The following is a 15,786-nucleotide window of genomic DNA, read 5'->3' as shown; positions in this document are numbered from 1 at the left end:
TAACAAGTGCGGCATAATCGTCGCAAATCCCAATGGTTTCAAGTGCTTATATCAGAGAATTGAAAGTTCTCTCAAAAAATTTCCCTAGCCCTACAGATAAGAAATGCAATGTTTTCCATTAGAAAAACCATAGATCTCAGCTGGCGAACGCTTCCGGGTGCTATGGTTAAATACACATCCCAGCAGCCTGCTTCCCCATGCTCATCGACCCCAAACCAACCGCCAGTGACCCATCAGCAGCCAAGGTGATAGCGCCTGAGCTACAGCAGATACTGACGGACCTTAAGTTGCAAATCGGTCAGCGAGTGAATGCAGAAGTCACCCAGATTGTGGTGATCGCCGATAAGGAACGACAACAATTGTTGCAGGACCTGCAGCAGAACCCGACGAAAAACACCCCAGCGCAAAAGACTCTGCAATCCGTCTTGCAGGATCCGGAGGTCAAGCTGGTGGAGCTGTCGATCAAGAACCAGACTGTTACCACCCTGACCAATCTGGCGATTTCCCGTTCAGCTCAGGTGCAGGTGCTGGTCACTCCGCGCGGTTTATTGGTTCTGCCACCGCAAATACAGAATTCCGCTCTCGCGCCACCAGTGTCGGCCACTGGCAATTCCACCACGACCAACGCAACCCTGCCTTCAATCACGAATGAAATCTCCGGGAAAATCCCGGTAGCGGATGGCAGAGCTTTAGTCCCGGATGGCAAACCGTTACCAATCAACCAGCTACCAATACGCAATGAGGTCAAGGCAGCGCCTTCGCCCCACTTACCTTTGGCCTCGGCACCAGCCAAAGCCTCAACATCTGCGCCATTAACGCCAACTCAGCAAACGGCGATAACAACTACGCTTGCGCAAGCCCTGCCTGCCGCACAACCATTGAAAACGTTGCTGCAACTGAGTGATCAAGTGCAACAGCGCTTGCAAGCTGCACCGCAGCTTCCGCCCCAATCACCACTGAGGCAGCTCGGCAAATTGCTGGACAATGTCAAGCAATTAGCGGTCGACCCGGCGGTTCTTGCTTTGCCCAAAGGCCCATCCCTTCTGCAAAAAGCCGTGATTGAAAGTGGCATCTTTTATGAGCGACGTTTGGTCGAACTGGCAGAGCAACCGCGCCCGAGTCGTCCATCATCGCTAGCGGATACAGATACGAAAGGGACGCTGGCTCAATTAACTCAACTGGCTCCCTCTTTGGTTAGCACGCCGCCAATTTCAGCAAAAGCACTTCCCGCAGCGGGGGTTCTGGAGCAGTTGTTTTCCGGCCTGCTTGAGATTCTGACGCCCCATCACAAGCGCCAAATGCAGGCGGCAGACAAACGTCAAGGGCTGGCGCAAGCCGTGCAACAACTGGTGGGGAAAAGCCTGGCCCAGGTGCAGCTGCAGCAGATCAGAACTCTGAGCAATCAACTCAACGACCCAACGGCACCCGCGCAATGGCATCTGGATATTCCATTAAAGCTGCCATACGCCTACGGCAATCTCTACCTGAATATCGTCGAACCCCGTATTGCGGAAAAAGATGAACCGGGCAAAAAGCGGAACAAAAAAGAAAGGACCAAAACCGGTCGCTGGAAAGTGTTTATGCAGCTGGAGCTGGATCACATGGGCGAGTTGGCTGCGGAAATCAGCGTGTATGAGAAAAATGTCGAAGCAACCCTTTGGACTGAACAAAAATCGCTGCGTGAACTGGCGAGCGAACATCTGATGGAACTGAAAGAAGACCTGGAGAAGCAGGGAATGATCGTCAAAGACTTGCGCTGCTCGCAAAATCCGCCACCGGAACAAAAAATTCGCCTTGATTATTCACTGATCGATATCAAAACCTGATGAGCCAGTCGCTGCGCCCCAAACTTGAAAAAGCGGTCGCCCTGTTTTACGACGGGCGCGGCGCTCCGCAGGTCACAGCCAAGGGAGAAGGAGCCGAGGCGGAGCAGATTATTGCACTCGCTCGCGAGCACGGAGTGCCGCTATGCGATAACCCGGCGTTAGTGGAACTGCTGACCCAGATCGAAATCGGCGACCATATCCCAGAAGAGTTATATATCGCCGTCGCCCATGTAATTGCCTTCGCCTATCGCCTGCGCATGCCGGATTCCGTCCCCCCTATACCGCCTCTCAATTCGGGGCCGCAGATTTAGACTTTCTCCACTGCAAAAGCCGGCAGGCCGGATTTGGCCAGGGTTTGCAGGTTGCAATAGCCATTCGGATTCTTGGCCAGATATTGCTGGTGGTAAGGCTCGGCGAAATAAAAGGGCTGCGCCGCCAGAATCTCGGTGGTCACAGTGCCTGCGTCCCGCTCTGCCAACAGCTGTTGATAGATCGCCCGCGACGCTTCTGCGGCGCTTTGCTGCTCAGCGTCGAAATAGTAGATGCCGGACCTGTACTGTGTGCCTCTATCGTTTGCCTGGCGCATGCCCTGGGTGGGATTGTGATTTTCCCAGAACAGCTTCAGCAAATCGGTATACGCCAGTTTGTCGGTCCAATAGACCACCAGCACCACCTCGTTGTGGCCGGTTTGACCGGAGCAGACTTCTTCATAGGTTGGATTGGGCGTAAAACCAGCGCTATAACCAACCGCCGTGGAGTACACGCCTTCCTGTTGCCAAAACAGCCGCTCAGCCCCCCAAAAGCACCCCATACCAAACAAGGCTTTGGCGGTACCTGGTGGGTAATCCTTTAGGGATGTGCCGAGCACGGCATGTCGCTCGGGAACCCGCATCGCCTCAGAGCGCCCAGGCAAAGCGTCCTCAGGCCGTGGCATTACCATCTTTCTTGTATCGAAACCCCACATATCGCCTCCTCGTTGTTAACCGCCTCTGAAAGGCCGTTATAAGTACCTGATCGAAAGATCAATTATTAGACTTTTTACCGCGCCTGCGGTTACGAGCGCAGCTATTTGTTGTTATTCTCTATACCCATTTCAGCCGCGATTGCTTTTCATGCAAAGTTTTGAATCCCCCTACTTCGCCGCCGTGGATCTGGGATCCAACAGTTTTCACATGATTATCTGTCGCGTAAACCAAGATACAGTGGAAACGGTGGATCGGGAAAAGGATATGGTGCAGATCGCGCGCGGCATGCAATCCGGAACCCTCGCCGAAGACGCCCGGGAACGGGCCATACAGTGTCTCAAACGATTCTCCGAACGACTGCGCGACATCCCCACATCACAGGTTCGCGCCGTCGGCACCAAAAGTTTGCGCTCCGCCAAAAATGCCGAAGATTTTCTGCAGGAAGCCGAACAGGCATTAGGCCACCCAATCGAGATCATCTCCGGCTTCGAAGAAGCGCGTCTCGTCTATAAAGGCCTCGCCCACTGCGTCGCCAGCGATGAAAACCGCCGCCTCGTCATCGACATTGGCGGCGCCAGTACTGAACTGATCATCGGCCGGGATTTAGAGCCCGAGCTTCTGGAAAGCGCCAGTTTCGGCTGTGTTGTCTATGCCGAAAAATACGATCTCAAACACCACGTCAGCGCCCGTGGCATGCGCGCTGCCTATCTCGCCGCCTGTGCCGAACTGGAATCCGTCCGCCCCGTTTACCTGAAAAAAGGCTGGGACCTGGTGTATGGAACCTCCGGCACCATGCGCGCAATCGCCGACCTTCTCGCACCGGTGGACGGCGGTACCATGATCCGCGCTTCTTCCCTGCGAGAACTCAGCGCTGCCGTGATCGACGACAGCGATAAGGTTCTGGATTCCATGCCCAAGCTGCGCAGAGACGTATTGCCTGCGGGCATAGCAATTCTGCGAGCCATATTCGACCAATTAAAAATAGAGAAAGTCCACGTCGCCGACGCTTCTTTAAAAGAAGGATTGATTTACGACACGGTTGGCCGCTTTAACAATATCGATGCGCGTTACGCCGCCGTTGCCAAATTGCAAAGCCAGTACAACGTCGATATCGCCCAAGCCGAACGCGTAGCCCGCACAGCTATTACCTTCTGGGGACAAGTCAACGCACCGATCATCCCCGGCGTATCGCGCAGCAAAATTCTCACGTGGGCGGCGCAACTGCACGAAGTCGGGCTCGGTATTTCACATTCGGGTTATCACAACCACGGCTATTACATTCTTCGTCATAGCGACCTCGCCGGATTTGGCCGTTACGAACAACATATTTTGGCTTGTCTGGTGCGGGCGCATCGCAAAAAAATTCACGACGATCGTTTTGATGGATTGGAAAAGAAAGTCCGTCAGGCATTGTTACCCATGCTGGTTTGCTTGCGTCTGGCAGTGGTTCTCCACCGGCGGCGCGAAGATCAGGCCGAACTTCCGATATTGAAACAAACAAATCATCACTATTCCCTGATCTTCCATAAAGGCTGGCTGGAAGAAAATCCCCTCACCACCGCAGGTCTGGAAAAAGAAGCGGAATATTTCCGCGAAATGGGCATCGATCTAAAAATTCTAGAGTCCTAAAGCAGCTCATTATGATTGTGAAACTGCTATTTCTCGTCGCTCTACTGTTTTTATTGTTCAGTGGAATTAAAAAATACAAGAAGCTCTCGCCTGAGCGCCAACGTTCTATGTTGCTCAAGGTTTTGATATTTGGGCTGGCGGGTGTTTTGTTGATTGGCGTTATCACCGGCAGAATGCATTGGATGGGTGCGGTTATCGCGGGAATTCTGCCGCTGTTGAAATTCGGCATCCAGACCGCGATGCGGCTTCTGCCTCTCTGGCTTTCCCGCTCTGGCGGAGTAGCATCGTTTAAAACCGAACATCTAAACGTCCAAATCACCGTACAAAGCGGCCAAGTGCGCGGTTCAATTATTCAAGGCCCATGCGCGGGAAAAAACATTGAAGATCTAACCGATGATGAGCTGACGGAATTGGAAAATTATTATCGCGACCGCGATATAAAATCCTATTACCTTATCCGTTTCGCGCGCAAAGGCCATAAATTTTCCGGCACACAACAACAGGCTCCGTCTTTTGCCAATCCCAGCCGCGATGAAGCCTTACAAATTTTGGGTTTATCCGGCAATCCAACACGTGAAGAAATCATTGCAGCGCATAGAAGGCTGATCAATAAATTGCATCCTGACAGGGGCGGCAGCGATTTTCTCGCCGCGCGCGTCAATCAAGCGCGCGACATTTTGCTCAATGATAAATAATGATCGTTAGGCTATTCGCCGCAACAACAAGTGCATGTAACGCCCAAGATCGCGATAGGGTTCTTGCTGAGAATATAAAAGCTCCAATTTTTCTACCGTATCCGGGTCTTTTTGATAGTTGTTTTTGTCCAGTACATAATCGTGAAAAACGCGAATACCGCTTTGACAAACCACCTCATAACCCGCATTTTTCGCCCATTCGATCACATCCTGGGGAACCAGAGGATTAAGCGGTGTAAGCCCGCCAACTGAGCCGCGAAAATCGCGTTTGATGACCTTTTTATAATTCGCCCGCAAAAGATTTTTAAAAATCAAACCGTTTAAATTATAAAAAATCAGCGAGCACCAGCCATTTTCCTTTAGCAAGGGAGAAATCCAGGTAAAAATTTTCTCCGGTTCATCCAACCATTCCAACACAGCATGGCAGGCTACCAGATCAAATTTTTCACTCAGAGATGAACTCAATTCCTGCAAAGGCGTTTGCAAGTAACGAACCGCGACTTTTTGGTCTTCAGGTAAATCTGACTGGCCAATATTATTCTTGGCGAGCGCCAACATTTCGGCGGAGATATCTGTCAGCTGCACCCTGTTGCCCTTGCGCAGCATTTCCAGCGCCCACTGCCCCTGCCCTGCACCGACATCCAGAATATTCAATGGCTGCTGCGGCAGATGCAGCTCCATGTCGCGACGCAGCACTGCCAAGCGCAAACGGCCTTTCATGGAATCATAAATTTTGCTTTGAAAGCGCTTCGCAAGATCGTCAAAATTGCGATCTTCTTGCGGATGTTTAGCCATCTCACTACCTATTGATACGTCTTATCACTCATTGCTACAGGATTACCACAGCCGACAAAACCAGTATGGTTTTACACCCGCAATCGCTATAATGCGCGCCTCCAATCTGAGGGCGCTTTTATGCTGAAAGTCAATGAATACTTTTCTGGAAACGTTAAATCCATCGGTTTCAATACCGGCGTGCAGCCTGCCACTGTAGGGGTTATGTTGCAAGGTGAGTACGAGTTTTCCACCGGAGCCAAAGAAACCATGGTTGTGATCAGCGGCGAACTGTCCGTGCAATTTGCTGGCGAAGAGACTTGGCAGTCTTTTACCGACGGACAAACATTCGAAGTTGAAGGCAATTCAAAATTCAAGGTAAAGGCAGTGCGCGATACCGCCTACCTGTGTAAGTTTTGGCAATAAATTCTCAAAATGCCTGCACTTGGCCTCTCGGCTGCCGGCAGTGCTCGGAATCCTCATGTACTACTTGTACACTGCGGTTCTTCCGCGCTGGCGGCAACCAATCTGCCTACACTCGGCTGATTTTTGAGGCACTTCAAAGTCAAGACGCTTTTGTAAAACTTTGCCTAATCAGCCCAACAAACCCCAGCAAACTCCCAGCGCAAAAACCGGCCAAATGCGCTTCAATGGCAACAGCCACGCCAATTTCCTCCCTTAAATAATCCACGTCATAACCCGGCTGCTGCTCATACAGAATTTTTCCCAAAACAACCAAATAAGCGAACCCATACAGCCAACGCTGTTGTGGCACTGCCAGCAAAAGCCCCATCGCCAACATACCGTAATTAACGCCGGAAAAGCCGCGATAAAATTCCACATCGGGAGCCAGGATATACATGCCTAGCCCGACCATCAGCGGTATAAGAGTCACACCGATGACCAGCCAGATCGAGGGCAGAAACCAATACAAAGCCACCACCATAAAAAGCAATCCGGCGGCATTCATAACCGTGTGATAAAGGCCGAAATGTACAAACTGACTGGTATAGAGACGCCAGAGGTCTCCGGATGCAATATCCTGACGGCGGAATTCAAACCAATCCACCGCTGTGCTGCCGGTCAATTCGACTAATGCGAATACAGCTATGGCAACGACGGAGGTGGCCAGTAACAGCCAGCGCCGCCGAAGCTTCTCCAAATCAAAACGGAAGTGGAACAGGTTGGCCATTCAGCTCTGCCTTACCATCTTTAAAATGAAATTCACTGGAGTACTGCTCGCCCTTATCGATCAGCATCCCTTGTACAGTCAGCATATCGAGGGTCATTTGCGCCTGATTGTCTGCCTGCGCCTGTTTTTCATCGTCAGTCAATTGTTCACCACCTTCAAATTGAGCGGCATTTAAGTCGCGCAACGTAGACTGCCGCATCAGACGGAATGCCAGGGGCTTATCTACCAGCAATGACGAATCCACAGACAAATAAGCAAGAATTTCAAAAGGACTCAGTGCTTGCGAGGCTTCGGGAGCCACCGCCACTCTGCCCGCAAAATTTAACTTACCTTCGGCGGTGGTAAATTTCAGAGCATCAATTTTTAATTCGGGACCGAAGGGGATTAAATGAGTTGTTGCCAGGCTGGCAGATTGCATGGCGAGCTGCGCAGAATTTTCGCCAGAATCGTAACCCTGTTGAATAAGCGCTAAATAATGCTCCAAAAATTCTACGCCCACATTGGAAAAGCGAAATTGCAACGCTGCGTCCGAAACTGATTCACCAAGGAAATTGACATGTCCAAAACCAATTTTGATCACCATATTGGCCATGGTTTGTTCTTCATTGATTTGCATATCACTAAATGCAGCCAATTTCTGCAAAGAAAAACCAGTGCCTTCTTCGTTGTTGTAAGAAATAGAGCTAACCGAGAATTCTCCTGAACTTGGCAGCACATATCTTCCCACTTTTTTACCGAAGTCGGAGTCGATTTTTATCCGCATATCGTCGACAGCAATCTTTCCAGATTCATCGACTACAGATAGCTGAGGCAAATTCCCCGTGTATTGGAGATGACCATTGCGGCTGATTTTTCCTTCACCAGCATAAGCCGTTACCTGAATAGTCGTATCATCAGCAGCAGAAATCGAAAACGGCAGACTGCGATCATTAAAAGAAGAGTTGCCAGCCAGATTCATGAAAATTCGCATAAGATAAAATGGCTCTTCGCCATCTACCTGCAAATTATTTTGAATCCAAATTTCTTGCTCTTTATCGAGAAAAATTTGCCCTGAAAACCATCCCAACCCTGCGCCATCGCGCCACAAAACTGGTCCATGATGGAGCACAACATTTAACGGGATAGCGAATTCTTCCCCGGAAGCGGCGAACAGCGCCGTTAATTCCGGCTGTTTGAATCCGACTTTCAACACCGCATTCGTGCTCAACCAGCCCTTCTCATAACGCTCCCATTCCAATTCATAGGTTCCCGCTTGATTAACTTCGGCGATCCAGCCGTTAAATGCCTCCTCGGTCTTATAAGCCCCAAAAAAAGGCAATGCGACCAAGGCTATAGCCAGGATCACGACAATGAGCAATAAGGTTTTTTTCATAAGAATCTCTCTAAAGCCTGGCTGATACGCTTCTCGTTCGGGCGCGCTATTTAAAACCATAGCCTGAGATTCCACAATCACAGCCTTTTCCGCGACAGAAGTCCCGGGAACTCAGCGGCATGAAACACGTCTAGCGATATAGCGCGCCCAGAGGGCCTTCTACCCCCCGGAGGCTCCGGGTAGAATTCCGTTTTCTTTTAATTTGAGATAGATGCACCATGAAAGCGCTTATTCCATTGCTCGCTTTGTTACTCAGCGGCCCCGCTTTTAGCCAAACCTCCGCGTCGCAAAAGCCAGTACCGACGGTTGTAGAGGAGTTACGTTGGGTGGACACAGGCTACCTTGAGCGCCAACGCACATTGATCGATGAAATCGGCCGCCAGGAATTCGGCTCTCGCCTTCGCAAAGACATCGGCGATTTACGCCTTCTGCAGCGCATTTTTGATGAAGGGCTTGTCAATCAGACCGAACTCGTCAAATTACAAGCCATGGGAGTGGTGCTCGGAGATGTCTACGTCAACGAACTCAAACTGGAATGGCGAGTTTATAAAGACCAAGATGGCAAAAGCCGAGCCGTATGCGTCCCTAAAACACAACACTGTTTATTTCCCATCACTATGATCTCCAAACGGGCTTCTCTCGGCGTAAAACCCAATATTCGCGAGCTCTACGAAAAAGGGATTGCACTTATTTCCGATCACCTGCCGAAATTGCCCTACAGTGTATCGTCAAACGCACCAAATGCGCGCTAAACCACAGACGATTACAGGGGCACTTTATCCACGATTTCCCCCGCTATTTCCGCATAATACAACGCTCGTTTTCGCGCGCGCGTTGTATTGCTATTGTCATAAATCCCGCCTAGAATCGGCAAAGAATGTGGGGGCCCACTTGAGCCTGAAAAACCTTTGAAAGTAAAAGCTGATTAGGAATTTGAATCAGAGAGAAAGTAGACAGCCGCAAAGCAAGTTTCACTTCCCCTTAGATTTCAAGACGTTGCCTCATCCTTTTAAAGTCATTTCGTTTTTTTGGGAGCAGTATCGCACTTCATTTAGACCGCCCGTTCTCTTTGAGTAAGGTTTTCCAGAAGTTTTTCAGCAAAGGTTAAACAGAAGTTATGTCAAACAAGTTACGCGGAACCGTTAAGTGGTTTAACGAGAGCAAGGGTTATGGTTTCATCAGTCGTGAAGGCGGTGCAGACCTGTTCGTTCACTTCAGCAATATTATCGGATCTGGTTTCAAAACTTTGAAAGAAGGTCAGATAGTTACCTTTACCGAAGGCGTTGGCCAAAAAGGTCCACAAGCCGAAAATGTTGAGGTTGCCTGAGAAATATCTGGAAATCTCCACCTAGAAATTGCTCTCAGTTGTTCAGGAAGTGCGAGGATTGACTGAGATAGCTCAAGTCCCCAGTGGTCTCATCCGAGACCACTAATCTTTTTTCAACATTTTTCTTCTCATTTTTATTTCTTAGTAACTCGCCTTTTTTATTTTTAGAACAATTTTTTAGTTTTAAAAGTTAATCAATATCGTTCGGTATGCTGCTGAAATTAAATGCAGCCCCCGTCGCAAGCCTTCCAAAACAAACAACATCCAAGAATTTTATCTCTTGCTGCCACCTAGACAGGGTGGCGAAGTCGGCGCTGCACCAGTTTCGTGCCATTCAGCGGGGGTATAGGTGTGTATTGCCAGAGCATGAACGCCGCTCGCCAGAGCCTCACTGAGTGCCTGATAGACCATACGATGCCGCTGCACGCGACTGCGCCCGTCAAACTCCTGCGAAACCACGACAACCTTAAAATGCGTCTCCGACCCGGGAGCCACACTGTGGCCGTGACTTTCGTTAATCACCTGCAGCTCAAGTGGACGAAAGGTTTCTGTTAGCTTTTGTACGATCAGACTTTCTAATTTCATAGGCCTCTCCTGAAGAAGGGTTCTATTATCGTTCGCACCAGCGCAAAATCCAGAACCTCGCTAAAATTTGGCCCTTCGACTGGAAAACTGGGAAATAAAAGCTAGGCTTAGCAGGTGGCCTCCGTAGGTGTACTCTATGTACCACCTACCAGGGCTCCCGCTGGATTACTATTTGTCTCTCGGAAGTGCGTAGTTATGAATCCTGAAGTTGTCTTTATCAATCGACGCAAAGGTGGCGATCGCCGCGTGGATGCGGATCCCTGCAAGAATCTTCCACTCGATCTCTACCATCGCAAACGCCGCAAGTCGAAGGAGCGCCGCGCCCCAGCCCGCAGCCTGATCGACGATTATTTTGCCTATCAAGCAAGCCTGTCTAATGAATTGCAAGGCACCTCTGATACTCTCGCAAATTGATATTTGAGTTATTTCGCATGGATGCGATAGCTCCCTTCCCTCACAGCGAAAAGCGCCCACATATGCGCACTTGCCAGCTGCATAAAGCTTCTAGATGAATAGCAATCTAATTAAAACGAACGATTAATTGCGAGAAAAAAGCAATTGCAATGGAAATAGTTGGCGACTCCGCAAGAAGCCGCCAACAAGGAGAAGAGAAAGGATCTGGTTACGCGTTGACGATCGGCTTACCAACTTCGAGGATTTTCATGGTGTTGGTACCGCCATGAACATGCGCAACATCACCTTTAGAGATAATGACCAAATCGCCCTCTTTCACAATATTTTTGCTGACCAGAGTATCGATCGCTTTTTGATTGGACTGGGCAAATGTGAGGTTGTCGTTTTTGAACAGAACCGTTTCCACGCCACGATAAAGAGCAGCACGGCGCAAAGTCTTCTCGTGGGGAGACAGCGCAAAAATCGGCAAGCGAGAACCGTATCGACTCATCAGCAACGGAGTGGAACCCGTTTCGGTCATACAGATAATGGCAGCGACACCCGGCATTTGGTTAGCGGTGTACATGGCAGCCGCGGCGATCGCTTGATCGATGGCTACACGTACCACAGGTTCGCGCTGCAGTGCTTTGTGGTGCTCTTCGGTTTTTTCCGCCCCGATAATGACACGCACCATAGCTTCAACGGTTTCAACCGGGAACTGCCCTGCCGCAGTTTCGGCAGACAGCATCACAGCGTCAGTACCATCCAGAACCGCGTTGGCAACGTCAAACACCTCAGCACGGGTCGGCAGTGAGCTGTTGATCATGCTTTCCATCATTTGCGTTGCAGTGATTACACAACGGTTCAGGGCGCGAGCGCGGGCAATAATGTGCTTCTGTACACCGATCAGTGAAGCATCACCGATCTCAACACCCAGGTCACCGCGAGCAACCATCACCGCGTCTGATGCACGGATGATTGCATCCAAAACTTCGTCGCTCTCGACGCTTTCTGCGCGCTCGATTTTGGCAACCAATGCGATATCACCGCCCGCTTCTTTCACCAATGCGCGAGCCAGATTCATATCTTCAGCGCTGCGCGGGAAGGATACAGCCAGGTAGTCCACCCCAATCGCGACGGCAGTCTTGATATCTGCACGGTCTTTATCGGTCAACGCCGGAGCGGTCAGACCGCCACCCTGACGGTTGATACCCTTATTGTTGGACAGCTTGCCGCCAACGGTAACGGTGCAATTCACGCGATTGCCGACAACAGAATCGACTTTGAACACAACACGACCATCGTCCAACAGCAACAGATCGCCGGGTTTAACGTCACGAGGCAATTCTTTGTAGTCGATACCGACTTGGTGCTGATCACCAGCTTCGGTAGGCAGATCTGCGTCCAGGGCGAATTTGTCGCCCACGGCTAATTTGATGGGACCATTGGCAAAACGGGCTATGCGGATTTTCGGCCCTTGCAAGTCGCCCAGAACGGCGACATATCGACCATGCTTGGCTGCGTACTCCCGCACAGCATCTGCGCGGCGGCGGTGCTCTTCCGGAGAACCGTGAGAAAAATTCAAACGTACGACATTGACGCCAGCAATGATCAGCTTTTCCAAAACCCCAGGTTCATCAGTCGCTGGCCCCAAAGTACTGACGATCTTCGTACGTCTCAGCATATATGCTCTCCAAAAAAACGGGTAGGCTCTAAAAACGGCGGGCCATTCTACACTATTTAGGCGAAATGGTTGAAAGCCGTAAATGAAGGTTTAAAACAATAGTCGATCTTTTTGAAAACCTTTAAAAAAGGCTAAAAAAATGTTTGAAAGGTGCAATATTTGATCATTTCATTGCGCCTTCATATGACGCAGCAGACCGAATCATTAAGATCCCATACCTGCCACCATGGCGATCATTACCCCGGCGGCGACCGCCGAACCAATGACCCCTGCTACGTTGGGTCCCATTGCGTGCATCAACAGGAAATTGTGCGGATCCGCTTCCAAGCCGAGCTTATTGGATACGCGCGCCGCCATAGGCACAGCGGAAACGCCGGCAGAACCTATCAGCGGGTTGACCTTCTGCTTGCTGAAAACATTCATCAGCTTGGCCATCAACACACCGCCAGCGGTTCCGATTCCAAAAGCGATTATGCCGAGCACCAAAATGCCCAGGGTTTTCGGATCGAGGAACTTATCGGCCTCCAATTTGGAACCCACGGAAAGCCCGAGAAAAATCGTGGTGATATTGATCAGCGCGTTTTGCGCAGTATCAGAAAGCCGACCGACAACGCCGCACTCGCGCATCAAATTACCGAAGCAGAACATACCGAGCAGCGGCGCTGCGTCCGGTAAAAATAGCGCAACCAGAATCAGCAAGCTGATGGGGAATATGATTTTTTCCAATTTGCTGACGTGGCGCAGCTGGGTCATCACAATTTTGCGCTCAGCTTCGGTAGTCAGAGCGCGCATAATCGGCGGCTGAATCAGCGGCACCAACGCCATATAAGAATAGGCGGCCACGGCAATTGCACCCAATAAATCCGGGGCCAATTTGCTGGCGACATAAATCGCCGTCGGGCCATCGGCACCGCCAATAATGCCCACCGCGGCAGCATCGGCAAGACTGAACTCCATCAGGCCGGTCGCATTGAGCGCGAGCGCCCCCAGAACCGTCGCGAAAATTCCGAACTGTGCCGCAGCACCGAGCAAAAGAGTTTTGGGATTGGCAAGCAGTGGGCCGAAGTCCGTCATGGCCCCCACCCCCATAAAAATGATCAGAGGCGCAGCGCCACTCGCGATCGCGACAAGATAGAAGTTGTACAACATGCCATTGCTATATCCCGCATCACTGGCAAGCGTTTTAAGGGCATCCATCTGGGAAAAGGTCGCTTTGTTCAGAGCGGCGAGAATATCGGCAGAAGAATTCCACTCGGGCAACTGGAGGACGTTTGCCATCTGTGCCAGTAGAGCAGCATCACCGTGGCGAATGGCAAATTCCGTGGCGGAAAATGCCATGCCTGCGCCGGGAATATTGGCCAACAAGCCGCCAAATCCGATTGGCACCAACAAGAGCGGCTCAAACCCTTTGCGAATGGCGAGGAATAACAACACCAGACATACGCCCAACATCAAAATCTGGCCGGAGGACGCCTGGGCGACACCGGTACTGAGCCAGAGGTTGTACAGATCGTTCATGCTCTCAACCTCAGACAATCGTCATCAACAGATCGCCGACGGCGACGGAATCGCCTTCGCTCACGCGAATCTCGCCAATCACTCCGGCAACTGGCGCGCTCACTGCGGTTTCCATTTTCATGGCTTCGAGCAACAAAACCTGCTCACCCGCCGCCACCTGCTGACCCGGCTCCACCAACAGATTGCAGATCAAACCAGCGAGCGGCGCTTTCACTTGGATTCCGCCAGTAGCTTTACCAGGGGCAGAGGCGACAGCTGAATGTCCACCCACAGGAACAATACCTGTGATATCTCCTCCGTCGCTGACGGTGACCGTGTATTCCTTGCCTTCTACACGAACGGTATAAATTTCCTCGCCGCGATCAGATTTCACGGGTTCTGCCCCGTCACCGCGCGGAGCAGGTTCAAATGCCGCAGCATTGCCGCGATTTTCCAGAAACTTCAAACCGACCTGAGTAAACAGCGCATAGGTCAGAACGTCATCGATTTCTGCAGCGCCAGAGGCCAAGCGGATATTTTTCTTCGCCGCCAGCTCGCGCAGTTCTGCAGTCAAATTAGCGAGCTCGGGGGAGAGAAGGTCTGCCGGGCGCACGGTAACAGGCTGAGCGCCTTCCAATACGCGCGCTTGCAATTCCTTGTTCACTGGTGCGGGGGTAGCACCGTATTCACCTTTAAGAACGCCTTGGGTTTCTTTGGAAATAGTGGCGTAACGTTTACCGCTCAGGACATTGATAACAGCTTGCGTGCCGACGATTTGTGAGGTCGGCGTCACCAGCGGAATAAAGCCCAAGTCCTCGCGCACGCGCGGGATTTCTTCGAGCACTTCGTCCAATCGGTCAAGAGCGCCCTGCTCTTTCAGCTGGCTCTCCATATTGGTCAGCATGCCGCCAGGAACCTGCGCGGTGAGAATGCGCACATCCACTCCTTTGAGAGAGCCTTCAAATTTGGCGTATTTTTTTCGGACTTCGCGGAAATAGAGCGCGATTTCCTGCAAAAGGGAAAGGTCGAGACCTGTATCGCGCGGCGTTCCTTCCAAAGTCGCCACCAGAGTCTCCGTCGGGCTGTGGCCGTAGGTCATGGACATAGACGAAATCGCGGTATCCACATTGTCGATGCCCGCTTCAACGCACTTCAGAATGGTCGCATGCGCCAGGCCGGTGGTGGCGTGGCTTTGCATATGGATGGGAATGGAGCAAATCTGCTTGAGGCGGCTGACCAGCTCGTAACCGTCATAAGGCTTTAACAAACCGGCCATATCCTTGATACAGATGGAATCCGCCCCGCTGTCTTCGAGTCGGCGCGCAAGATCAAGCCATACTTCCAACGTATGTACTGGGCTTAAGGTGTAGGAGATGGTGCCCTGAGCATGTTTGCCCTGCTTTTTTACCGCCTGCAGCGCAGTGCGCATATTGCGGATATCGTTCATGGCGTCGAAGACGCGGAATACGTCCACCCCGTTAACGGCAGCGCGCTCGACAAATTTTTCGACTACGTCGTCGGCGTAGTGGCGGTAACCGAGCAGGTTTTGGCCGCGCAACAGCATCTGCTGTTGCGTGCGCGGCATGGCTTTTTTCAATTCGCGGATTCGGTCCCAAGGATCCTCACCCAGGTAGCGAATGCAAGCATCAAAAGTCGCCCCACCCCAGGATTCCACTGACCAGAACCCGACCTGGTCGAGTTTCTCAGCAATCGGCAACATGTCGTCAATGCGCATACGGGTGGCAAGGAGCGATTGATGCGCATCTCTGAGCACCACCTCGGTGATACCCAATCGAGTTGAGTTGTTTCCAGTCATACGAGGACCTTGTTATAAGCGAGTGAATCTT

16 protein-coding genes are annotated in these 15,786 nt (G+C 51.2%); 8 read left to right on the top strand and 8 right to left on the bottom strand.

The window, feature by feature from the left end:
- The first annotated feature begins 197 nt into the window (after window positions 1–197).
- Together DWB84_RS14705 and DWB84_RS14700 are read left to right on the top strand one after the other, a co-directional pair.
- Window positions 198–1,826, top strand: a complete 1,629-nt coding sequence (locus DWB84_RS14705) for a flagellar hook-length control protein FliK (RefSeq protein WP_187410578.1) — start codon at window positions 198–200, stop codon at window positions 1,824–1,826.
- Window positions 1,826–2,137 carry an EscU/YscU/HrcU family type III secretion system export apparatus switch protein gene (locus DWB84_RS14700; RefSeq protein WP_187410577.1) on the top strand — a complete coding sequence of 104 codons (312 nt, stop codon included), beginning with the start codon at window positions 1,826–1,828 and terminating at the stop codon, window positions 2,135–2,137. Before DWB84_RS14705 ends, DWB84_RS14700 begins: the two co-directional genes overlap by 1 nt.
- Here the strand turns inward: DWB84_RS14700 and msrA are convergent.
- A complete protein-coding gene (gene msrA / locus DWB84_RS14695; RefSeq protein WP_187410576.1) occupies window positions 2,134–2,760 on the bottom strand; it encodes a peptide-methionine (S)-S-oxide reductase MsrA in 627 nt (208 codons plus the stop codon). The two genes, DWB84_RS14700 and msrA, sit on opposite strands and share 4 nt — an antisense overlap.
- Before the next feature lie 178 nt (window positions 2,761–2,938).
- On the opposite strand from msrA, the gene DWB84_RS14690 reads away from it, so the two are divergent.
- The gene (locus tag DWB84_RS14690) at window positions 2,939–4,420 is read left to right on the top strand and encodes a Ppx/GppA phosphatase family protein (protein ID WP_187410575.1); all 1,482 of its coding nucleotides are present in this window, start codon (window positions 2,939–2,941) and stop codon (window positions 4,418–4,420) included.
- Between the two features lie 11 nt (window positions 4,421–4,431).
- Entirely contained in the window at window positions 4,432–5,115 is a 684-nt protein-coding gene (locus DWB84_RS14685) for a molecular chaperone DnaJ (protein ID WP_187410574.1), read from the top strand.
- A 6-nt stretch (window positions 5,116–5,121) separates the two neighbouring features.
- Here DWB84_RS14685 and DWB84_RS14680 read toward each other — a convergent pair whose 3' ends face one another.
- Window positions 5,122–5,910, bottom strand: coding sequence for a methyltransferase domain-containing protein (locus DWB84_RS14680; RefSeq protein ID WP_187410573.1), 789 nt, complete (start codon window positions 5,908–5,910; stop codon window positions 5,122–5,124).
- 120 nt (window positions 5,911–6,030) lie between these two features.
- On the opposite strand from DWB84_RS14680, the gene DWB84_RS14675 reads away from it, so the two are divergent.
- A complete protein-coding gene (locus DWB84_RS14675; protein WP_187410572.1) occupies window positions 6,031–6,315 on the top strand; it encodes a pyrimidine/purine nucleoside phosphorylase in 285 nt (94 codons plus the stop codon).
- A gap of 139 nt (window positions 6,316–6,454) precedes the next feature.
- Here DWB84_RS14675 and rrtA read toward each other — a convergent pair whose 3' ends face one another.
- On the bottom strand, window positions 6,455–7,081 hold the full coding sequence (gene rrtA, locus DWB84_RS14670; RefSeq protein WP_187410571.1) for a rhombosortase: 627 nt from the start codon (window positions 7,079–7,081) through the stop codon (window positions 6,455–6,457).
- Window positions 7,053–8,453, bottom strand: a complete 1,401-nt coding sequence (locus tag DWB84_RS14665; protein ID WP_187410570.1) for a YdgA family protein — start codon at window positions 8,451–8,453, stop codon at window positions 7,053–7,055. The genes rrtA and DWB84_RS14665 overlap by 29 nt, the downstream gene beginning before the upstream one ends.
- A 218-nt stretch (window positions 8,454–8,671) precedes the next feature.
- Between DWB84_RS14665 and DWB84_RS14660 the strand changes: the two genes are divergently transcribed.
- A complete protein-coding gene (locus DWB84_RS14660) occupies window positions 8,672–9,205 on the top strand; it encodes a DUF3806 domain-containing protein (RefSeq protein WP_187410569.1) in 534 nt (177 codons plus the stop codon).
- Between the two features lie 365 nt (window positions 9,206–9,570).
- On the top strand, window positions 9,571–9,780 hold the full coding sequence (locus DWB84_RS14655) for a cold-shock protein (protein WP_187410568.1): 210 nt from the start codon (window positions 9,571–9,573) through the stop codon (window positions 9,778–9,780).
- A gap of 273 nt (window positions 9,781–10,053) precedes the next feature.
- Here DWB84_RS14655 and DWB84_RS14650 read toward each other — a convergent pair whose 3' ends face one another.
- Window positions 10,054–10,365 carry a BolA family transcriptional regulator gene (locus DWB84_RS14650; RefSeq protein WP_187410567.1) on the bottom strand — a complete coding sequence of 104 codons (312 nt, stop codon included), beginning with the start codon at window positions 10,363–10,365 and terminating at the stop codon, window positions 10,054–10,056.
- Window positions 10,366–10,560: 195 nt separating this feature from the next.
- Here DWB84_RS14650 and DWB84_RS14645 point away from each other — a divergent pair, with 195 nt between their 5' ends.
- Window positions 10,561–10,779, top strand: a complete 219-nt coding sequence (locus tag DWB84_RS14645; RefSeq protein WP_187410566.1) for a hypothetical protein — start codon at window positions 10,561–10,563, stop codon at window positions 10,777–10,779.
- A gap of 208 nt (window positions 10,780–10,987) precedes the next feature.
- On the opposite strand, the gene pyk is transcribed toward DWB84_RS14645, so the two are convergent.
- From pyk to oadA, 3 genes are all read right to left on the bottom strand, one after another.
- The gene (gene pyk, locus DWB84_RS14640; protein WP_187410565.1) at window positions 10,988–12,442 is read right to left on the bottom strand and encodes a pyruvate kinase; all 1,455 of its coding nucleotides are present in this window, start codon (window positions 12,440–12,442) and stop codon (window positions 10,988–10,990) included.
- Between the two features lie 204 nt (window positions 12,443–12,646).
- Window positions 12,647–13,960 carry a sodium ion-translocating decarboxylase subunit beta gene (locus DWB84_RS14635; RefSeq protein ID WP_187410564.1) on the bottom strand — a complete coding sequence of 438 codons (1,314 nt, stop codon included), beginning with the start codon at window positions 13,958–13,960 and terminating at the stop codon, window positions 12,647–12,649.
- A 10-nt stretch (window positions 13,961–13,970) separates the two neighbouring features.
- Entirely contained in the window at window positions 13,971–15,755 is a 1,785-nt protein-coding gene (oadA, locus tag DWB84_RS14630; protein WP_187410563.1) for a sodium-extruding oxaloacetate decarboxylase subunit alpha, read from the bottom strand.
- Between the last annotated feature and the right edge of the window lie 31 nt (window positions 15,756–15,786).

Origin of the sequence: Saccharophagus sp. K07 (assembly GCF_014336955.1) — a bacterium.
Taxonomy (GTDB): Bacteria; Pseudomonadota; Gammaproteobacteria; order Pseudomonadales; family Cellvibrionaceae; genus UBA5868.
Note: the sequence above shows the minus strand (reverse complement) of the source record. Positions and strands in the feature narration are given on the sequence as shown.